At 47.5% G+C, this 25,575-nt stretch carries 25 protein-coding genes and 1 pseudogene; 15 read left to right on the top strand and 11 right to left on the bottom strand.

Annotation, left to right across the window (positions count from 1 at the left end; translation table 11 throughout):
* Positions 1-16 precede the first annotated feature (16 nt).
* The 12 genes and pseudogenes from M1D71_RS06955 to M1D71_RS06900 all read left to right on the top strand — a co-directional run bounded on the left by M1D71_RS06955 (position 17) and on the right by M1D71_RS06900 (position 9,049).
* Positions 17-595 (top strand): DUF1273 domain-containing protein, encoded by a 579-nt coding sequence (locus M1D71_RS06955; RefSeq protein WP_458127194.1) that lies wholly within the window; start codon positions 17-19, stop codon positions 593-595.
* Positions 596-724: 129 nt separating this feature from the next.
* On the top strand, positions 725-1,540 hold the full coding sequence (gene speD, locus M1D71_RS06950; RefSeq protein WP_458125816.1) for an adenosylmethionine decarboxylase: 816 nt from the start codon (positions 725-727) through the stop codon (positions 1,538-1,540).
* Between the two features lie 188 nt (positions 1,541-1,728).
* Entirely contained in the window at positions 1,729-2,139 is a 411-nt protein-coding gene (flgB, locus tag M1D71_RS06945) for a flagellar basal body rod protein FlgB (RefSeq protein ID WP_458125815.1), read from the top strand.
* A gap of 147 nt (positions 2,140-2,286) precedes the next feature.
* Positions 2,287-2,727, top strand: a pseudogene (locus M1D71_RS06940) (GNAT family N-acetyltransferase); the annotation flags it as partial.
* 207 nt (positions 2,728-2,934) lie between these two features.
* Positions 2,935-3,387 (top strand): NUDIX domain-containing protein, encoded by a 453-nt coding sequence (locus M1D71_RS06935; protein WP_458127193.1) that lies wholly within the window; start codon positions 2,935-2,937, stop codon positions 3,385-3,387.
* Positions 3,388-3,513: 126 nt separating this feature from the next.
* Positions 3,514-4,035, top strand: a complete 522-nt coding sequence (locus tag M1D71_RS06930) for an ankyrin repeat domain-containing protein (protein ID WP_458125814.1) — start codon at positions 3,514-3,516, stop codon at positions 4,033-4,035.
* 177 nt (positions 4,036-4,212) lie between these two features.
* Positions 4,213-4,728 (top strand): RNA polymerase sigma factor, encoded by a 516-nt coding sequence (locus M1D71_RS06925; RefSeq protein WP_458125813.1) that lies wholly within the window; start codon positions 4,213-4,215, stop codon positions 4,726-4,728.
* Complete coding sequence (locus tag M1D71_RS06920; RefSeq protein ID WP_458125812.1) at positions 4,725-6,062, top strand: DUF4179 domain-containing protein; 1,338 nt, start codon at positions 4,725-4,727, stop codon at positions 6,060-6,062. The genes M1D71_RS06925 and M1D71_RS06920 overlap by 4 nt, the downstream gene beginning before the upstream one ends.
* A 98-nt stretch (positions 6,063-6,160) precedes the next feature.
* Positions 6,161-7,204 carry a S66 family peptidase gene (locus M1D71_RS06915; protein ID WP_458125811.1) on the top strand — a complete coding sequence of 348 codons (1,044 nt, stop codon included), beginning with the start codon at positions 6,161-6,163 and terminating at the stop codon, positions 7,202-7,204.
* A 64-nt stretch (positions 7,205-7,268) separates the two neighbouring features.
* Positions 7,269-7,574 (top strand): hypothetical protein, encoded by a 306-nt coding sequence (locus M1D71_RS06910; protein WP_458125810.1) that lies wholly within the window; start codon positions 7,269-7,271, stop codon positions 7,572-7,574.
* A gap of 236 nt (positions 7,575-7,810) precedes the next feature.
* Positions 7,811-8,572 carry a threonine/serine exporter family protein gene (locus tag M1D71_RS06905; protein WP_458127192.1) on the top strand — a complete coding sequence of 254 codons (762 nt, stop codon included), beginning with the start codon at positions 7,811-7,813 and terminating at the stop codon, positions 8,570-8,572.
* An 18-nt stretch (positions 8,573-8,590) separates the two neighbouring features.
* Entirely contained in the window at positions 8,591-9,049 is a 459-nt protein-coding gene (locus tag M1D71_RS06900; RefSeq protein ID WP_458125809.1) for a threonine/serine exporter family protein, read from the top strand.
* Between the two features lie 121 nt (positions 9,050-9,170).
* On the opposite strand, the gene M1D71_RS06895 is transcribed toward M1D71_RS06900, so the two are convergent.
* From M1D71_RS06895 to M1D71_RS06845, 11 genes are all read right to left on the bottom strand, one after another.
* Positions 9,171-9,677 (bottom strand): DUF2569 family protein, encoded by a 507-nt coding sequence (locus M1D71_RS06895; protein ID WP_458125808.1) that lies wholly within the window; start codon positions 9,675-9,677, stop codon positions 9,171-9,173.
* 48 nt (positions 9,678-9,725) lie between these two features.
* Complete coding sequence (locus tag M1D71_RS06890) at positions 9,726-11,567, bottom strand: transglycosylase domain-containing protein (RefSeq protein ID WP_458125807.1); 1,842 nt, start codon at positions 11,565-11,567, stop codon at positions 9,726-9,728.
* Between the two features lie 20 nt (positions 11,568-11,587).
* Entirely contained in the window at positions 11,588-12,328 is a 741-nt protein-coding gene (locus M1D71_RS06885) for a hypothetical protein (protein WP_458125806.1), read from the bottom strand.
* Between the two features lie 99 nt (positions 12,329-12,427).
* A complete protein-coding gene (locus tag M1D71_RS06880; RefSeq protein ID WP_458125805.1) occupies positions 12,428-13,561 on the bottom strand; it encodes a sensor histidine kinase in 1,134 nt (377 codons plus the stop codon).
* A gap of 54 nt (positions 13,562-13,615) precedes the next feature.
* The gene (locus tag M1D71_RS06875) at positions 13,616-14,263 is read right to left on the bottom strand and encodes a response regulator transcription factor (protein WP_458127191.1); all 648 of its coding nucleotides are present in this window, start codon (positions 14,261-14,263) and stop codon (positions 13,616-13,618) included.
* A 354-nt stretch (positions 14,264-14,617) separates the two neighbouring features.
* On the bottom strand, positions 14,618-15,085 hold the full coding sequence (locus M1D71_RS06870) for a DinB family protein (RefSeq protein ID WP_458125804.1): 468 nt from the start codon (positions 15,083-15,085) through the stop codon (positions 14,618-14,620).
* 175 nt (positions 15,086-15,260) lie between these two features.
* Positions 15,261-16,202: a DUF1963 domain-containing protein gene (locus M1D71_RS06865; protein ID WP_458125803.1), complete on the bottom strand. Its 942-nt coding sequence runs from the start codon at positions 16,200-16,202 to the stop codon at positions 15,261-15,263.
* Between the two features lie 375 nt (positions 16,203-16,577).
* Positions 16,578-17,867, bottom strand: coding sequence for an ammonium transporter (locus tag M1D71_RS06860; RefSeq protein ID WP_458125802.1), 1,290 nt, complete (start codon positions 17,865-17,867; stop codon positions 16,578-16,580).
* The gene (locus tag M1D71_RS06855) at positions 17,864-18,283 is read right to left on the bottom strand and encodes a hypothetical protein (protein ID WP_458125801.1); all 420 of its coding nucleotides are present in this window, start codon (positions 18,281-18,283) and stop codon (positions 17,864-17,866) included. Before M1D71_RS06855 ends, M1D71_RS06860 begins: the two co-directional genes overlap by 4 nt.
* Positions 18,284-18,650: 367 nt before the next feature.
* Complete coding sequence (locus M1D71_RS06850) at positions 18,651-19,154, bottom strand: N-acetyltransferase family protein (protein WP_458125800.1); 504 nt, start codon at positions 19,152-19,154, stop codon at positions 18,651-18,653.
* 97 nt (positions 19,155-19,251) lie between these two features.
* Positions 19,252-20,352, bottom strand: coding sequence for a peptidoglycan DD-metalloendopeptidase family protein (locus M1D71_RS06845; protein WP_458125799.1), 1,101 nt, complete (start codon positions 20,350-20,352; stop codon positions 19,252-19,254).
* Between the two features lie 220 nt (positions 20,353-20,572).
* On the opposite strand from M1D71_RS06845, the gene M1D71_RS06840 reads away from it, so the two are divergent.
* The 3 genes from M1D71_RS06840 (at position 20,573) to thrS (ending at position 25,564) form a co-directional block, all read left to right on the top strand.
* Positions 20,573-21,334 (top strand): response regulator transcription factor, encoded by a 762-nt coding sequence (locus M1D71_RS06840; protein WP_458125798.1) that lies wholly within the window; start codon positions 20,573-20,575, stop codon positions 21,332-21,334.
* Positions 21,331-23,091: a sensor histidine kinase gene (locus M1D71_RS06835; protein WP_458125797.1), complete on the top strand. Its 1,761-nt coding sequence runs from the start codon at positions 21,331-21,333 to the stop codon at positions 23,089-23,091. Before M1D71_RS06840 ends, M1D71_RS06835 begins: the two co-directional genes overlap by 4 nt.
* 472 nt (positions 23,092-23,563) lie before the next feature.
* The gene (gene thrS, locus M1D71_RS06830; protein ID WP_458125796.1) at positions 23,564-25,564 is read left to right on the top strand and encodes a threonine--tRNA ligase; all 2,001 of its coding nucleotides are present in this window, start codon (positions 23,564-23,566) and stop codon (positions 25,562-25,564) included.
* The last annotated feature ends 11 nt before the right edge of the window (positions 25,565-25,575 follow it).

Below are 25,575 nucleotides of genomic sequence, written 5' to 3'. Positions count from 1 at the left end.
AAAGGAGGAACGGACACTGAAAAACTTGTTAATTACCGGTTACCGTGCACATGAACTGCAGATTTTTGGACAGAAGCATGAAGGTATTCCTTTTATCAAGAAGGCCATTGCCTCCCGCCTCACGCCTCTTGTCGAGGATGGTCTGGAATGGGTACTTACACCGGGACAATACGGCGTGGACCTGTGGGCCTGCGAAGTGGTGATTGATCTGAAGAAGCTGTACCCTCATCTGAAACTGTCGATCATCACTGCCTTTCAGAACCCTGAGGAGCAATGGAAAGAAGACAAGCAGGAGTATTACCGTTCCATCCTCTCGGGTGTGGACTATTACGGTGCGATTAGCAATCAACCCTATATTGGACCGTGGCAGTTCACTGCACGGGATGACCTGTTGCTGCGCAAAAGCGACGGGCTTCTGCTCGTCTATGATGAAGATGCCGGGGATGGTAGTCCCCGTTTTATCAAGGAAAAAGCCGTGAAGAAACTACAGAACGAGGACTATACAATCATCAGTGTGACTTCGGAAGATATCCAGTCTGTAGCCGAGGATGAACGCATGAACGATATTGGCTACGATGAGGACTCTCCCTTCTGACGTTTGCGTGGTGCGACCACGGTTGAGGGAGCCCAGAATGACGCACATATGTTTTTTTTCGAGGCAGGTTGGGTATAAGTAGTATTATAACTGCGATCATATGTCGTATGGGATAAGGGGACTGCAACCATGACAATTACGCCAGAGCAGCGCATTCAACTGCATGGATTTAACAACCTGACCAAGTCGCTAAGCTTCAATATGTACGATATCTGTTATACCAAAACCAAAGACGAACGCGAAGCTTACATTGAATATATTGATGAACAGTATAACGCCGCCCGGCTAGGCAAAATTCTGAACAACGTATCCGACATCATCGGAGCCCATGTGCTGAATGTTGCTCAGCAGGATTATGTGCCTCAAGGTGCGAGTGTGACGATGCTGGTCTCGGAAGGTCCAATCGTGGAGATCCCCGAGGAATCATTGGATGAATCACCTGGTCCGTTGCCTCATAACGTGGTCATGCAACTCGACAAAAGCCACATCACTGTGCACACCTATCCTGAATTTCATCCCAGTGAAGGCATCAGTACCTTCCGTGCCGACATCGATGTCTCCACCTGCGGTGAGATCTCTCCGCTCAAGGCACTGAATTATCTGATCCACTCGTTCGATACGGACATTATGACAATGGATTACCGGGTACGTGGATTCACGCGGGATACGAGCGGACGCAAGCTGTTCATTGACCATGAGATCGGCTCGATTCAGAATTATATTCCGGATGAGATCAAGAGTAGCTTCGATATGATTGACGTCAACGTCTATCAGGAGAATATTTTCCATACCAAGTGTAAACTGAGGGAATTTGATCTGGATAATTATCTGTTCGGATACACCAAGGATAAACTGAGTAAAAAGGAACAACAGGAAATTACGGAGTGGTTGAAGCTGGAGATGGATGAGATCTATTACGGCAAAAACATCAATCGTCCCTCTTAAGAGGTTGTTCAGCGATTTATTCATAAGGCAAGATTTTTTAAGACAAGCTATCATGAAGGTAAGGTCCTTCTTTTCAGAGGCACCTGCGTCATGTGCTTGTCTTTTTCTTTGATAAAGTTGACAGTGTACAACTTTATTTTTTATTATAGGAGTAACTGTATCATTTTGCAGTGAAGGAGACTGAGCCCGTGATCGAAACGAATACGACAAGACGTAACGAATCACTGTTACAAGCGCTGACTGCTCAGCACAATGCCATCACCAACAACATCGCCAATGCAGACACGCCTAACTACAAAAAGAAAACGGTAGAGTTTCAGGAAGAGCTTAGACGGATCGTGGAAAATGGCAAAACAGATCAGCTTGCCATGAAGCGGACTCATGAAAAACACTTCCCTATCAGTGATCCCCATTCTTCCATCGTACAGTACCGAATTGTCGAGAATAACGAAACAGCCATGAACAACAACAACAATAACGTTGACATTGACAAGGAAATGGCTAACCTCTCCGAGAATCAGCTTATGTATAACTACATGGTTGATCGGGTCAGTGGACACTACAAAAAAATGAAGAATTTACTGAATGATTTGAAATAATGAATGTACAGCAGCCCGCGATGGCTGCTTTTTTTTATCACTTTTCCCTGAGCGCCCCTTGTTTGATTCCATTTTTCGGTATCCTCTGCTGTTCGTAGTATAATGGGGAGAAACGAATGATTTCATAATGAACAAAAGAGGTGCAACATGGCTCCACGTCATTTAAATGGTTTTCAAGGTTCCAAAGTGAGGCTCGCGGCTCCATGCCCGGAAGATTGCATGCGTCTCTCCCGCTACACAGACGATTACGAATATTTGCGCAACATGGATACCGATATCGCTATTCCGTTAACGCCGGATGAGACAGGTTCCTCCTCTGTCCGCCGAGACAACGGTTTTGAATTTGCTTTACGTACGCTGGAGGGCAATCGATTCATTGGCTTTACCGCGCTCTACCGGATTGAATGGAACAATCGGTCTGCTCGTCTGGCGATTGGCATCGGCGAAGAAAATGATCGAGGTAAGGGATACGGCAGCGATGCCCTGGCTCTGATTCTTCGATATGGCTTCCACGAATTGAACCTGAACCGGATTGCGCTGGAAGTCATCGAATACAACGAAGCCGCTCGACGCGCGTACCAGAAGGCTGGATTTAAGGAAGAGGGTCGCCAGCGTTCTGCAGTTCTGCGAGATGGCATGCATTATGACCTGATCTCCATGAGTATCCTTGCAGAAGAATGGTCGGCTCAGACACATCTTCCATTGTCGTTCCAATCAACTCGTACTGCTGAAGCCGGGAAAATGGCAGTAGGTGGTCTATTACAGCGTCATGCAAACGAACAAACTGCGTTGTCCATGTCGGAGTTAAGCTCAGATCCAGTAGGCGTACCTGAGATTTCGCCCCGCATCGGCGTAGGCGCGGTCATCCTGAATGAACGGGGCGAAGTGCTTCTCGCCTGGCGGAATCGTCAGCCCGAACAGCATACCTGGAGTATTCCTGGCGGGAAAGTCGACCCCTATGAATCACTGGAAGCTGCTGTTATCCGTGAAATCAAGGAAGAAGTGGATCTGGATATCGCCATCGACAGACTGCTCTGCACGGCAGAGACCATCCAGCCGCAGCAGAAGGAACACTGGATATCGGTTCTCTATTCCACCAAGGTGATTGGCGGCCATGCTCGTAATCTGGAAGAAGGCGGAGCCATTGGTGAGATCGGATGGTTCCCACTCAATGATCTGCCCTCTCCACTCGCCTGTTTTGCCATACCTGGCCTGGAAGCTGTGAAGAAGCTATATCACCAGAATTAAGCATGGAGGTGCTTGCAAATCATGGAGATTCGTACCCAACATTCCGTAACGGGAAAACCCTCTATGAAACGGTGCTGAGGAGGAACGTCTGTAATTGAATTATCTCATCAGATGGAGGGTTTCATTATGAATCATGCAGAACAGATCAATCAACTATTTCAGGCTGCACAGGCTGGAGATGTGGTAATCATTACAGGCATTCTTGCATCCCACCCGGAACTCGCCCATACTGAAAATCAGGATGGGTTGACTCCGTTGGGATATGCCTCTCATTTTGGACAAGCAGGAGCAGTGCGTGTTCTTCTTGAGCACGGTGCCGATGTTAACGCCCTTTCCCATTCCCGTATTTCCTTTATTCCGTCCAACACTGCACTACATGCTGCTCTTGCCGGAGAACGTTCGCCAGAAGTTATCCGCCTTTTACTTGAACATGGGGCATCCACGAGCATTCTGGACAGTGATGGACAATATGTGCTGCACTCGGCAGCATTTCATACCGATCAGACCGAGCTTATTGAGAAGTTGCTCCAGCACGGGGCCGATCCAAACGCGGCGAACTCATCAGGCCAAACCGCACTGGACATTGCATTAGAACGTGGCAACACTTCTACAGCTACCTGCCTGCGATCAGCCGTTGCAGCTCAGTAGCAATAAAGATTAGATAAGCATGGGCAATAGATGAATAACCGCCAGAACTCTTTTTGGAGTACAAAAAGAAGGTCTGACGGTTATTTGTTGTTCGTCTACATTTTTTTTCAGAATATAAGAACCGTTTGACGCCTTACACGGTCTAATACTCAACAGATCCATGAAAGGAGGAGCCATGTGACCCCTACTCAGCTCACCATCGCCGCACAAAAAGGGGATGCCGAGGCTTTTGCAGCCTTAATGGAATTGCATCAGAGCAGACTGTACCGTATCGCCTATGCCTACCTGCACAATGAAGGCGATGCGCTCGAAGCGATTCAGGAATCAACCTTCAGGGCGTTCCGTAAACTCAAAAAATTAAAAGATCCCTCCTACTTCGGCACTTGGCTCATCCGCATACTACTCAACTACTGTGCAGACGAACGCAAACGAAAGAGTCGGTTCAGTCCCGTCACCGAGATTCATGAATCCAGTAGCTGGGATCGTCCTGCGGACCCCGATCTTGCTGCCGCCGTATCCACCCTTGACCGGGATTGCAAACAGATTATTATCCTGAGTTATTTCGAAGGTTTCTCCTTAACAGAAGTCGCCGAAATTCTAGAAATCCCAACCGGAACCGTAAAATCCCGATTACATCGGGCACTCGGACAACTCCGTGATCAACTTGAAACGAAAGGAGATGCATCCTCATGACGGATGAACATAAATCATTCGATGCATTGAAAGAACGGCTGAATGCTCGCAAGACGGAATACGAAACAATGCCTGTGCCCGATGCCGCGGCCTATCAGGCTGTGCAGTCCGGCATCCGCCAAGCTGCCCGTAAGCGCAAGTCCCGGCTGCGCTGGTATATGAGTTCCATCTCGGCAGCGGCCCTCATCCTGCTGTTTACCGGATGTATCCGTGTCTCTCCCGCCTTTGCGTCCTTCGTAGAGCATTTGCCTGGCATGGAAGGCATTGTGAGCATGATTCGTCAGGACAAAGGATTAATGATGGCTATCGACAAGTCCCTGTTACAGAAGGTTGGTGTAACCGACGAGCATGATGGTGCTTCCGTGACCATTGAAGGCATTATCACAGACGAGTCACGCATGGTTATTTTCTACACAATGAAAGGCATGAAAGATCCCGAGAAATTTAACTATGACATCGATTTGCTGGATGAGAACGGTAAAGATCTTCCTGTTGGATTTGGGTACTCTTCACCTAAACCGACCTCAGACGAGAATGTGTATGAAAATATGATTGATGTCATCTTCACGGATGGAACCTCTCCTCCCGAAGAGCTGAGCGTTGTGTTTAAGCCAAGAGATATCGCCAGTTCCGAAGAGTGGAAAATGACGTTCCCGGTACACAAAAATCTTACCAAAGGCATGAAAAAAGTCATTCCCGTGAATCAGACGTTAACGGTGGATGGGCAGCGTATTGATGTGAAACAGGCTACTCTGTACCCAACCCGTCTTGTACTTGATGTAAATTTTGATCCAAAGAATACCAAGAAGGTATTTGGCCTCAGCGATCTTCAACTGGTCGACGAACAAGGTCGTGCGTGGAGAACAGATACCACGACAGGTGAGGATGAGCGATCTATTTACTTTGAAAGCATGTACTTCTCCATACCGAAAAAGCTCACATTACAAGGATCTGGCTTCTCCGGATTGGATAAAGATGAATTGGATCTTGTTCTTGATCTACAATCACGTCAGATTACAGGTGGCCCCCCTGGATTGAAGATGGTTGGCAGCAAGGTTGAAGGCAAAGATCTAATTATTGACTTCTCTGTTGCTGGCAGTATGGACGGCGGATTCGTTCTCGCTTTCGGAAAAGTTACAGACAGTGCAGGGAAGTCATATGAAGTTCCTGGCTTCAGTTGGAGTAGCGGGGAAGGGACAGATGATAGTCATTCCATTGTTTCCTCTACTGTCGAAAATGGAGCCCAGATGAATGGGAAAATACAGATGCAAATCTCTACCTATCCAATGAAAGTTAACTTGCCCTTCTCATTGGATATTCCTGTGAACCGTTAATCTTACGTCAGCAGGCTGTGTTTATCGCGGATATTCTATATAATGGAAACATTCGTGAAGATGAGCAAAGATGTTAACAGGGAAGGGTGTGTTTAGACATGAATCAACGTACCATTCGTTATCCACAGCCACTCTCGCAAGGGGGTATTGTCGGTGTGGCAGCACCATCCAGCGGTGTAGGCGAATCCCTGCACCATTATCTTGAAGAGAGTAAACGCAATATGGAGCGCATGGGCTTTGTCGTACAAGAAAGCCCTTCGCTCCGTCACAACACCAAATGTGTGAGTGCCTCCAAAGAGGATCGCGCCGAAGAGATGAATGCTTTTTTCCGTGACCCTAGTATTCAGGCCATCATTCCTCCCTGGGGAGGGGAGTTCCTCATGGATATCCTTCCCCTTCTCGACTGGGAAGCCTTGAGAACATTACCGCCCAAATGGGTCATGGGTTATTCGGATATCAGTACCTTTTTATTCGCATATACCCTGATCACCGGAACAGCATCAGCGCATGGCACCAATTATGTGGATCTTAGATCAGACGCCCTCGATCCCGTGACTGCGCGCTGGATTGATGTGTTACAGACCAAATACGGCGGACAGATCACACAAACGTCTTCCACACATTACCAATCTGAATGGAAACCGGATCTACCTGGATTCAATTTGGATACACCCTCCCACTGGAAACAGCTCGGGCAACCGGAGGATATAGACACCTCGGTATCGTTCTCCGGTCGGCTGATCGGCGGCTGCATGGATACGATCTCCAGTCTGATTGGCACGCCGTATGCACCTGTTGCATCCTATGTGGAGCAATACTGTGCAGTCGAAGGTACCATCTGGTATCTGGAGAGCTGTGCGATGAACGCAGGGGATATCTACCGTCTTCTGTGGCAGATGAAACAGGCAGGCTGGTTTGCTGGTGTGAAAGGCTTCATGATCGGACGACCTGCGGGTTATTCCGATACAGAGGATTTCAATTTCACCGATGCCCTCTCCTCTGCACTGAGGAACCTGGATGTCCCTGTACTGTACGATGTGGATCTTGGTCATCTTCCGCCTCAGTTAACCTTTGTGAATGGAGCACTGGGCAAAGTGGCTTATGAAAATGGACGCGGGAGCCTTGAGATGGCGTTCGTGTAATCACCTTTTGTAGGCAGATGCATACCTTGAAGTAAGAACTTATTTTGAGGAAGGGTTGTGCATCATGTCTGAATCCACATCCACGCCGTCCACGCGTGTCGTGTATCAAGCCAATCAACCGATGCTTCAATCCGTGCAAAGTGTGCGGAATATGCTTCATCATACAGCTCGGCAGCATGTAGGCAAGAAGGTACAAGTGCAGAATATCGATGGGCAGGTATGGGAAGGCGTCATTATTAGTGCAGACCGGGGAATTCTGTATCTCCAGGTTACCCCGATGCATGGATATCCTGAAGCACGTGCCTTGTTTGGACCGACGATTTTGCCGCTTGTGCTGTATGAATTGTTGGTTATTACACTGTTGATGTAGCTGGTATCATGCCACGATATCCGAACCCACTTCAAGAAGCTTCGCTCCGGTGACCTTCAGGTCTTGGAACGAAGCTTTTTTATCGCCATGGTGCTAGTGCGGTATGATTCCTTGCGAGCGTGTGAAATATGATACAATGGTGTCGGCACCACGCCTTATCTCATATGAAACGGAGCTTGATCCGGTTGGAATACATACGTCATGATTCATCACCTGTATCGCAGACCGAGACGGGTATGATTGATAACACCCCTACTGAACAATCCCGCGTGATTGCAATCTGTCTGCTCGCAGGCAAAATCATGCTGCAAAGCGGTGGTGAGACCTACCGTGTGGAAGATACGATGAAACGTATGGCCGCAGCGCTGGGATTACCCCATTCACACAGTTATGTTGTGCCAACAGGTATCTTCTTCTCTGTCGATGCAACGGAACCCGCAAAGCTGATTCGCATTTCTGAGCGTACGACGGATCTGGACAAGGTATCCGAAGTGAACGCGGTCTCCCGGCGCATCGGACAAGGGGAACTATCCGTTCAGGAAGCCCATGACCTGTTGGTACAGATTGAAGGCAAGCCCTCCTCCTATTCAACGACTGTGCAGCTTGGAGCTGCGGCGTTATCCAGCGGTTGTTTTACTATTATGTTCGGTGGGGGCTGGAGCGACTTTCTTCCGGCGTTGATCTGCGGTGGCATAGGTTATGCAGCCGTTATTGCTTTTCACCGGTTGGTACGGGTCAAATTCTTTGCTGAGCTTACGGCGGCCTTCGTCATTGGCTTGCTCGCTTTTTTCCTGGTCTACATGGGAGCAGGACATGAACGGGACAAAATCATTATTGGTTCGGTTATGCCACTGGTACCGGGATTGTTAATTACCAATGCTGTACGCGACCTGATGGCCGGGCATCTGGTATCCGGATTATCCAAGGGAGCCGAGGCCTTTCTGACTGCCTTTGCCATAGGTACCGGCATTGCGGTTGTATTTTCACTTTTTATGTAAGACGGAGGAATGCAGGATATGCTCCATTTTATTGAACAAGCCTTGACTAGCTTTGTCGCTTCAGCCGCGTTCGGGATCATCTTCAACGCACCACGGCGCATGCTGCTCCACGGTGGATTTGTCGGCATGATCGGCTGGATTATCTATGTCGTGTTCGAATATGCAGCAGATGCGGTTCCTGCTACACTTGCAGCGACTATAGCCGTAGGTGTCATCAGCCAGGTATTCTCTCGCATGTTTCGTGCACCTGTCATCATCTTCAGCGTTGCAGGCATCATTCCTCTGGTTCCTGGTGGACTGGCTTACAATGCGATGCGAAGTTTTGTGCAAAATGACTACAGTGCAGCCATGGAGATGGCCGCCAAAGCACTCATGCTATCCGGTGCCATTGCCGTAGGCCTTGTGTTATCCGAGGTATTGAATCAGATGATACGCCGAATTCCCGCCTCGATACGGACAAAATCATCATCGAAATGATCGTTCTTCTCATATATTCAACACGCAAAAGGCCCGTTAGGCATACAGGATGAACTCTTGTATACTAACGGGCCTTCCGTATCGCTTTCCTATTGAGCGATAATCTACTCATCGAAATCTGTTAATTTATGAATGTATTTTTAACCCGCACTGATCTCAGAAAATACGGAATGAAGATACAGCAAGTCAGAATTGATCGTACGATCAAATAAAAAGCTGGTGTTGCATCAAGTACATGCTGTTCTCTTGGGATCTCACTTCGTGCAATCAGAATCCATGTCACAATGCCTATGATAACATTCATAATATACATCACCATCATCATGCGCGGAAACTGACTCTTCCTTGTATATAAAAGAACGAGATTCACGATAACGATCACTAAAAGAATGATGCTGCTAATGAAGCCAAACCATAGGAGTGGGCGTATCACCTCAGTGTATATCTGCTTATCAACACCCCGGCCTCCTTCCCATCTGGCCGGGTCCATAATGACATTTACCCGTGACACATCCGAGATAAGAAACACCAGCGAGAACCAAAGACTAATCTGAATCAAAATAAGCCATCCGCCTAATCCCGAGATGCCAGGCAGCTCTCCATCCAATTTCATGTGTCTGTTGTCCATTTCATCCTCCTCGTGCCATTGTCCACTACTCGATTACTCGTAGTAAGTCTATCGCATCGCGCGTTTCATTACCGTTGCGAACAACTCCGCTGCAACACCACTTCCTGACCTCATATAATGTTCTGCATCCGTGTGATCAAATCCCATCCAGACCGCCGCTGTCCAGTTACTCGTATAGCCCACAAACCACAGATCCCGATTGGCCTCTCTTCCCACACCAGGTAATGCAGCCTGTGTTGTTCCCGTTTTCCCTGCTACCTTGTGTTGACCCAGTTGTGCCCGGCTTCCGGTCCCCTGACTGACTACACTTTGAAGCATTCTGGTCATGGCATTCGCCGTGCTAGAGGAGATTACCTGCTTATTTTCTGACTTGTGAGCAAATATTGTACGTCCTTGTGAATCTGTAATCTTGCGTATCAGGTGGGCCGAATTCAACTTGCCATTATTCGCAAACACTGTATAGGCCTGCGCCATCTTCATTGGAGACACCCCCTGATGCACACCTCCCAAGGCAATCGAGAGGTTTAGATCTTCTTTCCCCAGTTCAATACCGATTCGTGCTGCAAATTGATGTGCGTAGTTCAGTCCGGTCTCATGAAGCAGCCATACGGCTGGGGCGTTGACGGACTTTTGCAGGGCTTGGGACATAGATATTGAACCGCTGTATCGTCCACCAAGATTGCTTGGCTGATAGTTGCCATAACTCATGCGTTTATCGGGTAGTATGCTCTCTGATGTAAACTTCCCCGACTCCAACGCAGGGCCATATGCAATAATCGGTTTAAAAGAAGAGCCTGGCTGCCTTGCATCCATAATCGCCCGGTTGATGCCTCCTTTCAAGGGATTACGTCCACCCATCATCGCTTTCACTTCACCGTTGTGCTGGTCGATAATAACCATACTTGCCTGAACCTTCTCGTCTTGGCGATCATCGGGGAATCGGGTAGCGTCTGCAAATGTTTCTTCCATAGCCAGTTGCGCTTGTTGGTCCAACCCGGTTTGAATAACCCAACCTGCCGATTGAATCTCTGCTTCACTCTTGCCTGTGAGCCGAGAAGCCTCCTGAATCACAGCATCCACAGCAGACACATATGAGGGCTCGCTCAAGCCCGGTGAAGTTGCTTCATTCAACATGGTTTCAGGCGGCGTGTAATCGACGCTACGGGCTTCGAGCATCTGTTTTCGCGTAATCAATCCCTGTTCATGCATTAGACCAAGAACAACAGCACGCCTCTGTTTGGAAAGGTCATGATGATCCACCGGATTGTATATGGATGGGCCTTTCGGAATACCAGCCAATGTGGCGATCTGCCATAGCTCCAACTGGTACATATCCTTGATTCCAAAGTAGCGCCAAGCTGCCGCCTTCACACCATACTGCTGGCGTCCCATGTAGATCTGATTCAGATACATTTCCAGAATTTCATCCTTGCTGTACTTCTTCTCAAGGGCCATCGCAATCGACATCTCATTCACCTTTCGACTCAACGTTTTATCCCCACTCAAGTACAGATTTCTTGCCAGTTGCTGCGTGATGGAACTTCCTCCCTGACTCAGATTCATATGTATAATGTCTTGCACAATGGCTCTGCCGAGACCGATGAAATCCAGTCCATCATGGTTGTAGAAACGTCGATCTTCTGTAGCCAAAAATGCCATTTTCAATAAATCCGGCATGGCGTTCAGGTCAGCATATTCTGAATACCCTTTGGTCTGCGTATGCAACCTCGAAATTTCGGTCCCCTCTGTATTCGTAATAATGGTTGAAGAGGCCACCTGCATGGCCTCTGGACGATTGCGAAGCATTCCTTCGCCATAAGTAATTAGATAGAGATAGAAAAGGGTCAACATCAAAACTACAACCACTGCTGCATCAAAAATGTAATACATCCATCTCTTACTCCCGTGCTTCAACATTCAGGCTCCTTGTCTACCCGTTCAATTGAAACTCCGCGTCCCTGTCCATTCCGTTGTGTAATCTCCAGAGCATGTTGAAGCAGCAATGTCTGTTCATACGCCAACTTGACCCAGTGCTGAACTTCCACCTCGTCTTGGCAGCGCCCTTGGATGATCTCATCCAGAGAGGAACGGACACCGTAGAGGGTAAGTTTTATCGGTAAGTCAATCTGTGTAGATATAGTTTGAGCGTTCTCCTTGTCTTCTTCCACATGCTGTCGAAGGTCGGGTTGCTCATGCTTAATAGACGCTCCCTGTATCTCTCTTCTCTCATGTTTCGGTTCTGATATGCTCCGCCCTTCCTCATTCAGGAGAATAGCAATCGCATTCAGATTGGCAGCAATTTGTCGTAGTTCACCACCACTTAAAACATCAATTCTTCCAGGATTGTGGCCCAATGCAAGTTCGGCTGTTCCGCGCGCAAGTTGACTGAGATCTTCCGCAATCTTCTGGGATCGAATCCAGAAAAAGATCGCAAACACGGCTCCGCCAATGAAGATGAAGAACGGCTTTGTTCCGATATGGTTGATTCCCCAGTTCATCATACGCGTTATCCATGCTGTATCAGGAAGGACGTGATTATGCGCAAATCGTAGCACGTGATAAACGACAAAAAGGAGCGCTGCGCTGAGTAACGCGCTTGCTCCTCCAATGTATATGTATCTGAGCCTTACAGTACTGAATCGGGACTTCATATTCGGTATCCTCCTCTATACAACAATATGGTAATAGAGGTAGCATATCGCATATTTCTTAATGAAGAAGTAGTTAACTTCTTACCAAATTCTTAATTATTACTCCTCTGAGTAATTACTTGACGGAGCAGCAATCGCAGGGAAGCGCGTAACAAAATCCGTTCTGCCATTTTCACTGTAGGCAACGATACTTCCTCGATGTAATTCAATCATCGATTTGGCAATCGCCAGGCCGAGACCCGTACCTCCCGTTTCACGGGAACGGGATTTATCGACACGATAGAATCGATCAAATAGATGTGGCAGATCTTGTGCCGGAATCGGTTCACCATAATTACTGATGCGCACTACAGCCTCTTTACCTTCAAGGGCCAGCCCAATCTCCATTAGTTTACCTTGCGAACCATACCGAATGGCATTGCTGAACAGATTCTCATATGCTCGTACAAGCTCCCCGGGAGCAGCCTGTATCCATAGTGGCTCTTGCCCGCCGATGATCCTGTAGGTCATGCCAGCATCCTCCAGCATGGGAGCAAACTCTTCAGCCAGCTGCATCAGAAACGAATTCAAGTTCAACACTTGCAAAGACAACGGAAGACTCCCACCACTCACACGCGTATATTCGAACAAGTCATCGATTAGCTTACGAAGAGTCAAGGATTTCTCATAGGCAATGCTAACGTAATAGCGCATCTCAAGTTCATCCTGATACCGATCCTTCTCAATGTACTCCAGAAATCCAAGAATGGAGGTTAGTGGTGTTCTCAGATCGTGTGATATGCCCGTAATCAGATCGTTTTTGGCAGCGACCGCACTACGCTCTTCTTGAAGCGAGAGCTGCAATTGTTCAGCCATCTGATTAATGCTAGCAGCGACCACTCCGAATTCATCTGAGGTCTTCACCTCGATGCGATGGGATAGCTCTCCTTTGGCAACTTCCTGAATTCCTGCCGTAATTTCATCCAGAACCCGCATCACCTTGCGAGAGAATAGGAAGAAAAACAGCACAAAACCAAAAAAGCCTACCACAATCATCAAAGGCACTGAACCGATATTATTCACCAACCACCTGATTCCTTGGGCTGGAATTGAATAATTCGGATACGTCTGCGCCTCCAAGATGGTCTGTCCCACCTGACTGCCCCCATACAAAATAACCGCAGTTAATATGCCGCTCAGCAGAAATGCATAGATAAATTTCCATCGGACTGTATTAATCAACTTAGCATTCATTTAGGAACTCCCTGCCTGTGTTCATATCACACGACATCCTGTAGATGTTCATGCTTATTGCGGTTTAATCATCTTGTAGCCCACACCCCATACCGTCTGAATGAACTTGGGATGTTTGCTGTCGAGTTCAATCTTCTCACGAATCTTGCGAATATGCACCATAACGGTATTGTTCGACTCCATGAATTCTTCTTTCCAGACTTGACGATAGATCTGTTCCATACTGAGTACTGAACCTTGGTGACGAGCCAGTAATTCGATAACTGCAAATTCACGCGGAGTCAGACGAACCGGCTGCTCATCCACCCAAACTTCATGTGTATCGGTATTAATGACCAGATCATCAATAATCCATTCGTGCTCCTTGTTCTCCCGACCTTCATTGAAAGTATGGTACCTGCGCAACTGAGACTTAGCCCGTGCAACCAGCTCAAGCGGGTTAAACGGCTTGGTCACATAATCATCAGCACCGATGCTTAGTCCTGTTATTTTATCCATATCCATGCTTTTGGCGGAGAGCATGATAATCGGCATTTTCTGCTCTTCCCGGATCTTCATACAAGCTTCGATTCCGTCCATGTTTGGCATCATGACATCCAGAATAATGAGATCGATCGATTCATTCTTTAATTGTTCCAACGCTTCGAGGCCATCACTCGCGGTGAGTATCCGGTAACCCTCGTTGCCAAAATAGATTTCCATCAGTTTGATAATCTCTTGCTCGTCATCCACAAGCAGAATGGTTGCTGGCTGTGCCACGGCATTATTCCTCTCTCTTCCACAATTGACTATCTATTTCAAAGTATACCATCGAGATGTGAGACTGCGAAAATCATCTGTCCGATGCAATATGGAATGCTGACTTCCGAAGTGAATAAACCTAGCGAATTCCATATATTGTGCTGTTCAAGTCATAAACCTTTCGTGGTTTCACGTAAAGCTTGTAGTTTCATCGATCTATTTCTACTTTAACCCGCAGTATTCCTGCTACATGCTTATATGTATTCCATCCGTTCCTATCATTACCGTATGTCTCGTATACATAATACCTTATTTCTATTTAAAAAGAATTGATTTGGGTTCTTTGCCCGTCAGGGTTAGCATCGTATACAATTGTCCCCTGTGATGATACACATGCCCCATAATCTCAAGCAACCACTCCAGCCGACTATAGGAAGCTCCCCAGTATGAATCCGTCACATGCAGTAATTCTTCGGTATTAAACTGCCTGTAGCGTTGGTATAGATACATCTGGTTATCAATCAGAGCTTGCTTGATCTGACTGAGTGAATGAACCTGATTCTCTGCATAGAATAGAGCCATCTCTTCTTCCGATGCACCTTCCGATATATAAACATCCGCTCGGCAGATCACAGACAGATGGGACAGCAGTTCCCCAACAGGCCGTTTGCCCTCAATTGGAGTCAAAGCCAAATCTTCTTCTGACAGCTGATCACATATATCAATTAATGATGTTACTGCCACATCAATATGTTTGAATGCAGATTGAATCAACAGATACACTTCCTTTTTATCCCATTATACAGAACGTATGATCGGTTATCAACTATGATATTCCTCCTTATTATATAAACAAGCTACATACCAAATCTAACAATCTACGAACAAAAAAGTCCTTCCTCCTTCTTACAGACGGGATTCAGGACATTTTGTTGCTTATTTGATTTCAAATCTTCGCTCAACTGGAGTATAACGAACAATACGTTTGCCCGAATCGTCCAGCCTCCAGGTCAGACTTGCGAATGAAAAATTGCAATTCCCCGCAATCCCACCATTGGAAACCGATGGCGTCATGTGTATCTATCTTCAACAGCAGCAACGTATCGGATAGTTCCTGCCATGTCCGATCCTCATCACCGCCGTAATGCGAGGTGAGCTTCTTCTCACATTCCTGCTCGTTATAACCATACTCTTCTCCCAGCACGATCTGTAACAAGGCACGGTGCTCGGCATCCGGATGCTGCCCATCAGGGTATCCAAACATCCCACCCCAGTTCAATGTACTTGGATGATTCCAGTTCGATTCGAATTCAAGGTATCGGTCATACAGATCTATTTCCGCCTCAGTCTTATCGTTCTCAGGCTGCGAAGGCGAGAGCTCGTTCAGCGAATTAGCGTCTATATATGCATATGTAGGAAACTCAAGATTAGGCAGCACAGTCACCGAATGTGCAACAAAAGGAGCTCCATCCAGCGCGGTATTACCTTCTGGCTCTCGCCTTATCAGGTTATGAGAACTCGGCTCAAAGATCACACGATGCTCAATGGGACAAGCTGATTCATCCTTACCAACGAAAAAGTATAACATGCCCCGTTCAGGCAAAGTCCCGCGCCCATCATTCGGCGTATATGGTGATAAATCCACCAGGTTCAACTGGGCCAGGAAAGTCATTGGAACTCCTTCTTGTGTTACCGGCCACTCCATGCGACTTGGCATATCCGGATGTCCACCTACACGTGAGTTCCCTGTTCTGCGATATTCGTCTAGTGTGGATACATCGAGGCGAATTCCCCAGCGGCTTAAAGATAACAACAGATCTGCAGCGACTCCCAAACCATATTCCTCAAGTGTTTTACGGGCTTTTCTGGTCAGACGTTCACATTGTTCTGGCTTAATCATATAGATCCTCCCCTTCAGACACCTATGCTGAGACATATTCAGGTTCACCCCTGTATATTCTTCCGCCCTGACATCTTTCCCTGCTTCTATATAAATTGAACTTAAGAATATTTTACACTTATCACTCCGATGACAGAACAACCTTCCGATCGCTGTTATCCCCAGATTTTTTAGATTCACCCTTGCAAAGGTAAAAATCCGGGGATAAAGGCGAAGTGTATGCTTCCGAAGCAGCTTTCTTGCAGAAAGCTTTTAGCTCCGCTTCTTCAGGTTCTTCCTGTCCTCTACGTTCTCGTGTAAATGTGTAGTTCAATTTATATAGAAAAAAGAGACTGACACTCCTTGTCAGTCTACTTCCTTATCCTTTATTCCATTTCAACGATTCGGACCAGAGGACTTTTCCTGGTAAGCACGCATATGCTCCTCACCGTCCAGGAATTCATGAGCTTGATGGGCTGCCATCACACCATGATAGCTGATATCCAGACCCAGATCTTCCTCTTCCTCTGTCGAACGAACAGGTACAATTTTGCCAATCAGCTTCAAACCGATCCAAGTCATGGCGAATCCCCAGATGACCAGGGCTGTAAGGCCAAGTGCCTGAACACCCAGCAACCTCCAGCCGCCACCCATGAATAATCCACCATCCGTAGCGAACAGACCTACAGCAATCGTCCCCCACATGCCAGATGCAGCATGCACCGGGAACGCACCGACCGGATCATCAATCTGCCGACGGTCCAGCCAGTTGGTGGCAGCCATCATCAATAAACCGGATACCGCCCCAATGAATATGGCAGCTACATCGCCAACAAATGCACAGCCGGCTGTAATTCCGACCAGCCCCGCAAGCGAACCGTTAATGACCGATGGTGCATCCGAACGATTGAAGCGGAATAGCGTATACAACAGCGTAACTGCACCACCCGAAGCCGCGGATAACATCGTAACAATCGCTATGTGACCAATTCTTACATCCGTTGCGCTCAGCGTACTGCCAGCGTTGAAGCCAAACCAGCCAAACCATAGCAGAAATGCACCTACAGACGCCAGTGGCAGATTGCTTGGTAGTGCAATGGCACTTACACCAAGTGGCGTGTATTTGCCTTTACGCGGGCCAATGATAATCGCAGCAGCCAGTGCCGAGAATCCCCCGAGTGCATGGATGACAGCAGAACCGGCAAAGTCCTGCATCCCCAGCTGACTAAGCCAGCCACCGCCCCATGCCCAGTGTCCACCAATCGGATAGATGATCGCCGTCATCAATATGATATACAGAAGATAGGCACGGAAGTTGATGCGCTCTGCCACTGCTCCTGAGACGATGGAAATTACGGCAATGGTAAAGGCAGCCTGGAACAACCAGAATGTCTCCAGCGATACCGGTACGTCCAGATGGGACAAGTCACCATTCAGGAAGAAGCCCGTTACTCCGGCAAAACCGCCAACGTCCGAACCATACATCAGTCCAAAACCGATCGCATAAAATAGCAACGTTCCAATGGTGATGTCAGCAAAAACCTTCATAATAATGTTCACACTATTTTTATAACGTACAAATCCAGCCTCAAGCAGGGCGAATCCACCCTCCATTAATAATATCATGGCTGCACTCAGTACGACCCAGACCGTGTCAATCCCGGTGCTTAACGTCTCCAAAGTCATGCTTGTACATCCTCCGTTTCACTAAGCTGTCTGAGCTCACGGATTGTATCGGGCGCAAGCTCGATCTCGTCCCGCTCAATGCTGTCCGGATGCTTAATTCGTTCTGCGATCTGATCCAATTCACGTATGCGTCTACGAATCTGTTCCATCTTGCGAAAACGTTCCTTCACCTGAACCATATATTCCACCGCCTGATGGTGGGATGCAGGGCGTCCTGCAAACCATTTGCGTACGGTTGATAACGATTGATAAGCGACTTCTTCCGCTCGGCGCTTTTGTTCGAACTGTTCAATCTTCTGCTTGAGCGTTTCGATCTCATTTTCTTTTTTGACCTTCAGCCGTTCGATAAGGTACAATAAATCGGACGATGATATTTGCAATGCTGTATGGTGATACACCTCGTCGATTACTAACATATCATGTCAGGACTCCTTACATATCAAGTTACTTGTTACCGATTATAGTTTGCCGGGGTCTGCCCGTCAATCTTTTTTTGGAGGTGTTATCGTTTGAAAATGATCGTTCGTGGAGAACGGCTTTTTTTATTTCAAATTAACTGCATCTAACAAGGTTAATTGCTATAGTTATTCGCATTCAATCATTCAGTTCTCTACGCTCATAGAACAAGCAACCACATTCGGAGGATTATGCATCACCTTGGCGTATAAACACTATCTCCATTTCTCATAGAGAGCACTATATATTGGAATGCCAAAAAACCTCCAACCCTATCACTTCGGTTGGAGGTTTTTGATGTGTTAATCTCACGAATAAGAACGACACTTATATTTTTTTGCCCAAAATCGCCAGATCTCTATTCACACCATCCAGCACAGCCACTTCGGGATAATATCCCCACTGCTCAAAACCATGCTTGCGCAATAACCCCAGACTCGGTTCGTTATGTCCAAAGACAAATCCGAGAATCGTCGTAATGCCCAGCGCAGGACATGCCGCAAATACGGTATTGAGCAAACGTCCACCTGCCCCAATTCCTCGGCATTGCTGATCCACGTATACGCTAACTTCCACCGTTCCGTTATACGCAGGACGTCCATAGAACGAGCTTAGACTCGCCCATGCTACAACATGTCCTGCTTGCTTCATCACCCAGAGCGGACGATGATCCGGCGAATGCTCCTCGAACCACGGAACACGTTGCTCCACCGTTACCGGCTCCAAATCCGCCGTGACCATGCGGCTCTCAATGGTAGAGTTATATACCTCCACTATTCTCGGCAAGTCCTCCAGGCGCGCATATTCAATCTGCACATCTTCCAACTTCATCGCTACTCCTCCATCATTCCAGATCGAACCTCTAATTATAGAAGATATTATAACGGAGAAGAGAAGTTTTCGTCATCCCTAACATTCTGACAGAGCATTACTCTGAAAGTCCCTGAATGGTGTTCCCACGCGTTAACCGCTGGCTCTGGTCTGCCCAACGAATGTTGATTGAGCGAGATGTGAACAGATCCGGGCCATCCGATACCTGGAAATGCAGATGAGCTTCACTGGAGTTCCCCGAATTACCAAGTTCACCGATGAGGTCTCCTTGCTTGAGCTTATCTCCTTTTTTGACCGCAACACTACCTTCCTTGATATGTCCTGTGATGCTGTACTCCTCATTTCCATGGTCGATCACTACATAGTTACCCGCCGGTTCTTCCGGATTCATGACCCCCGGTACGTTGTCCGGAATGTCGTTCTTGATGTCGACGACAGTACCATCGGCAGCTGCATAGAGCGGTTCACCAAAAGCATAGTAGTTTTCATTTGACGTTGCATCACCTTGATAGCTTGATTTGTCTTTTGTGCGAACAATGTCCAGCGCATAGCGCTGCGTTTCATGCTCATAATGATAGTTGGAAAACACATCATGGCCTCCCCAGAATACATACCACTCGCCCTTCATGGGGAAATGAAACTCGGTTTTGGTGAATTTGCTGTCCGTATCCTCATAAGTTTCTAACGGCTGAATTAAGAGACCCTCAATCTGATTTTCTTCAGAAAAATAAACCTGAACACCTTTCGTTCCAGTTTGATCCTTCCAGCTGTGCTCGGTTAATTGATTCATTTCGGCATCTACCACTAGCTCCCAAGATTCCACACCCTCCAGAAACTGGTTAGCAGCTTCCTTGAATTGTTCCAACGTTAAGGCTTCCTTCAATTCCGGGGAAAACTGACTATAGATCGCCTCCTTCGAACCATTCATCAACGTATCTATGAAATTATCTGGTGTTACCATCGCACTCACCCCTGAACTTGAGTTCTGCTCCTGATCGGAGTTCTCGCTTGCTTCATTATTCGACGCCTGTTCGGCTGACTGCTGCTCCGCCTGGTCGGAAGTAATCGAGTTGCCATTGCCGCAAGCAGACAATACCACGCACGCTCCAAGGGTAATCGCAAGGACCTTCCAGCCCTTTCTATGCTGTAATTTCTGATGTGTATTGGGCTCTGATTTCAGATGACCTTCCCTGTTCATTCTCAACATCCCTTCTGTTAATCGTTATACGTTCCAGTTAAGTGTACAGAATGAGTCTTATCCTTCGTCTAACCCCAACTTACATGCAGTTAAACTCGCCATACCTTCTGAGGCCGCATAATTAAGATTCCGTTAAGATAGCTCGTACGCTATACAGCCCTCTTGGATGGTATGATTAGCAATAAACACAAAGGAAATATCAGGAGGTCATTTTTAAACTATGGATCATGTCTCATTACTGCTTGTGGATGATGAACAGGCTATTCTGCATATGCTCAAAACGGTCCTGCTCAAAGAACAGTTTCTCGATATTGACACCGTTACAACAGCCGAAGCAGCCCTTGAGGCTTGCAACAACAAGACATATCATTGTATCGTGCTCGACATCATGCTCCCTGGGAAAAGCGGACTGGAAATCTGCCCTTTTCTACGGCAGGTCACCGATGCACCCATCCTGTTTCTAACAGCCAAAACAACGGATTATGACAAATTAACCGGGTTCGCCGTCGGTGGCGACGATTATGTCTCCAAACCCTTTAATCCTCTAGAAGTGGTTGCTCGAATTAAATCATTACTGAAGCGTTATTTACCATCAAAAACAGTAAGCATCTCGGACCTCATCTCATCTAACGTAAATACGTCATTCCCTAGCATGCCGGAGGGTGTGTACGACTTTGGACGATTCCAGGTATTGGAATGGGCTGGTGAACTTCGAGTTGAAGGAGAATCCGTATCCTGTCCGGCACTTGTGTTTCAACTGCTGCTTTTTTTCTGCAAGCATCCCAATCGCATATTCACCAAATCAGATCTATATGAGCGGGTATGGGGCTCTGAAGCCATTCGTGATGACAATACCGTGATGGTTCATATTCACCGCATTCGGGAGCGCATTGAAGCCGACCCTCCCAATCCGGTGTTTCTCGTCAACGTCCGGGGTCTGGGTTACAAACTGATTCAACCGGAACATGTGTCGCGCCCATGAGTATTCGTCGCAGGTTAATGACCCGATTTATCGGGATGCTAGCCGGAGCCGTCGTTCTTATCATTCTGCTTGGTTCTTTAGCCACCTATTGGGTCGTGCAAAAGGTAAATGAAGTGAATCTGGTAGATGATTTTGCTACTAACGGTCTGGACCAATTAATTAATACAGCAGAGATCATGCCGGATGATTCCATCCGATATGACCCCGAATTGCTGAAGCAAGTGGATAAAAATCAAGGCTGGCTCCAAGTTCTGGATGAACAAGGTTACGCCATTGATGCATACCACACCCCGGCCGATGTCCCTACTCACTATAAGCCAGGAGAATTGATTGCATACTGGGAAAGTCAAAAGCCATTCCCTTATCAGATTGTCATGCTGATCCGGGAGAAGAACGGAAAGGATTTTACCTTGTTATATGGTGAGCGCAACCCGGCAAGGGTCCTAATAAATCAAATTCGTTCGGATCGAGGTCCCACCAGTGGAAAATTCGCTCTTCAACCTGAGCAACAGGAAGCCATTCGTGCCGCCAATGCCTACCTTCAAGTATTGGACCCGTCAGGACGTGAAATTTCCTCCTTCAACAAACCAGCCATGGACGTACCGACCGAATACACCATTCAGGAACTCGTTCTGCAAGTTCGCTATCCGAGTCGATCCGGCCTGTCTGTTGCAACGTGGTACGACGAACAGAATGAAACCACTTGGCTAATTAGCATTCCTAGTGACCCATCCGCTACCGGGAATCAGAACCCCTACAGTTTTATTCTGGAACCGGCATTGGTTATATTGATCGTGAGCATCATCATTCTGCTCATCTTGCTCGCCTTCTGGTATGCCAACCGCTTCGGATCGCCCATGCTGCATATGCTCCAATGGTTACAGCGTCTGGAGCGAGGACATTACGAGGAACCCACCGGAGCGTTAGGAATGCCTCGCAGCCAGCGTCGTAACGGAAAATGGAAACGGAAATATCACGTGTATGCTGAGGTGCTCCGCTCCATGCAAGCCTTGTCTCACACGTTGAAGCAAGATGAAGAACTTCGGAAACAGACCGATTCATTACGCGAGGAATGGATCGCCGGCATAACACATGATCTTAAGACGCCCCTATCCTCCATTCAGGGATACGCCCATATGCTTGAGGCAGACAAATATAGCTGGACCGAGGAAGAAGTCAGGGAATTCGCAGGCATAATGCTCGATAAATCCATGTATATGGACAGGCTTGTCAACGACCTTGCCATGACCTATCGATTACGCAGTGGAGGATATCAACCTGTGGTGGAAGAGACTGACGTAAATACGTTGCTTCGTGATCTGATTCAGCGCGCTGAACGGAACCCAGCATATGGGGAAGGTCGCATTATATTCCAAGCTTCCGAAGTACCAGTGTATGGCCTTGTGCATATTCCGTCATTTGAACGAATCGTGGATAATCTGACCGCCAATGCCCTTCTTCATAATCCACTGGATTCCACCCTGGTCGTTAGTGTTCATTCTGGTCAGCAGGCAGATCAATTCAGCATTCAGTTTGCCGATAATGGACGAGGCATGGACTCCGAGACGGTATGGAAGTTATTTGAACGATACTATCGCGGTACAGATACAGGTACATCGGATGTTGGATCAGGCCTGGGCATGGCGGTAACCAAAGGTTTGATCGAAGCCATGAAAGGTCGTATTAAGGTACAGTCCACGCCTGGTGAAGGAACGATCATTCGCTTAATATGGGATGGGGGATCCGAAGCTAAATAAAACGTTCCACTTGACCTTTCCATTTTCAGTCTATATAATCGACACTCAATAACACCTGTTCCCATATATTGATATTGAATGCAACACATTTCAGAATAATACTAATAATTTGATCTAACATATTTGGCGATGACCAGAGACAAGATTTCGATTGCGTGCTGCCCAGAGAGAGAGGGGATTGGTGAAACCTTCTTCAGCGAACGGACCGGAATTACCCCTCTGCAGCCGTGACCTCGAACCTCAGCATTTCGGACTTCCCTCGGATGTTCGGCATATTGCCAGTAGAGTTCACCGCCTGATCCCCGATAACGGATTCCAATGAGGGTTATGATGTTTCCTGTTCACGACGGCTGGTCGAGATCAGGGTGCACCATAACCAAATTAGGGTGGAACCACGAGCCAAGCGCACTCGTCCCTTTTCCGGGACGGGTGTTTTTTGCGCTTTCATTTCAAGAAATGGAGAGTGGTTCACATGAGCAAACAGGAAAACAGTAACTCAGCAATCAACAAATCAGGTAACGAAATTAACAACCAAGCAAATGATCTGCAACCATCCAGCCATTCCATTGAGGTCCGTCTGCAAGGTGGCGCGGTACGTTCCTACGAAGCAGGCATCACTGTAGGTGCGGTCGCCTCATCCATCAGCACAAGTCTGGGCAAACAGGCCATTGGCGGTATTGTAGATGGCAAGAACGTTGATCTGAAGTGGATGCTGGAACAGGATTGCGAACTTGTTATCGTTACTTTGGACAGTGCGGAAGGTCTATATCGTTATCGTCACAGCGCAGCACATGCGCTGGCACAGGCGCTCAAACGTATCTACGGTGCAGAACAAGTAAAACTAGGCATCGGCCCCGTCATTGAAGATGGATTCTATTACGATGTCGATCTGGAGCACGCCCTTTCCATCAGTGATCTGGCCGCCATTGAGCGGGAAATGAACAAAATCATTCAGGAGAATCATAAGATCAGTCGCCGGGTGGTTAACCGGGAGGAAGCCCTTCGTATATTCGGAGAAATCCAGGACCCGTACAAGCTTGAACTTATTCAGGATTTGCCAGAAGACGCTGAGCTTTCAATTTATGATCAAGGAGAGTTCTTCGATCTGTGTCGTGGTCCTCATCTTCCATCCACTGGTCGAATTAAAGCATTCAAGCTCCTGAATGTGGCTGGTGCGTACTGGCGGGGGAACTCGGATAATAAAATGCTGCAACGCATCTACGGCACTGCTTTTCCGAACAAAGCCCAACTGGATGAACATCTGCACATGCTCGAAGAAGCGAAGAAACGGGATCACCGTAAACTCGGCAAAGAGCTTGAGCTGTTCATGTTCTCCGAAGAAGCTCCCGGCATGCCCTTCTATCTGCCCAAAGGCATGACTGTTCGCACTGAACTGGAGCAATTCTCCCGTGAGCTGCAATTGCAAGAGGGATATCAGGAAGTCCGGACTCCTCTCATGATGAACAACCGGCTGTGGGAGCAATCCGGCCACTGGGAGCATTACAAGGACAACATGTATTTTTCGGAAGTAGACGATGCGACTTTTGCACTCAAACCGATGAACTGCCCCGGGCACATGCTGATCTTCAAAAATACACTCCATTCCTACCGTGAATTGCCGATTCGCATGATGGAATTCGGTCAGGTTCACCGTCATGAATTCTCAGGTGCCCTGAACGGCATGATGCGTGTGCGGACATTCTGCCAGGATGATGCTCATCTCTATGTCATGCCGGAACAGATCGAGGACGAGATCAATCAGGCGATCTCACTGATCGGACGTATGTACGATATCTTTGGATTCGAATATAAGATTGAGTTGTCCACTCGTCCGGAAGATTCCATGGGATCGGAAGAACTGTGGGATCAAGCGGAACGCGCATTGCAAAATGTTCTGGATCGTCGTGGCGTGGAATATCGCATTAACGAAGGAGACGGTGCCTTTTATGGGCCGAAAATTGACTTTCATATCCTCGATGCGCTGAAGCGTAGCTGGCAGTGCGGAACAATTCAGCTTGATTTTCAAATGCCAGAGAAGTTCGACCTTACTTATATTGGCGAAGATAGCCTGAAACACCGTCCGGTCGTAATCCACCGTGCCATCTACGGTTCCATCGATCGTTTCATCGGCATCCTGACTGAGCACTATGCAGGTGCGTTCCCACTCTGGCTCGCACCTGTGCAAGTGAAGCTGCTACCTGTATCGGATCATTACGCTGACTACGCACTTCAAGTACAAAGCCAGCTCCGGGCTGCAGGTATCCGGGTAGAAACAGATCTGCGCAGCGAGAAGCTCGGATACAAAATCCGTGAAGCCCAGATGGAAAAAGTACCATTTTCGCTCGTACTTGGTGAGAATGAGAAAAATGCCTCATCCGCCTCTGCCCGTGCATACGGTCAGGGAGATCAAGGCATCCAACCTATTGAAGCTTTTATTGAAATGATCCAACAAGCGGTGAAAACTAAAGTCTGATCCACATCCGC

The organism is Paenibacillus sp. Z3-2, assembly GCF_054161325.1.
The sequence above is the reverse complement of the archived record's forward strand: the minus strand, read 5'-3'. Positions and strand labels throughout refer to the sequence as shown.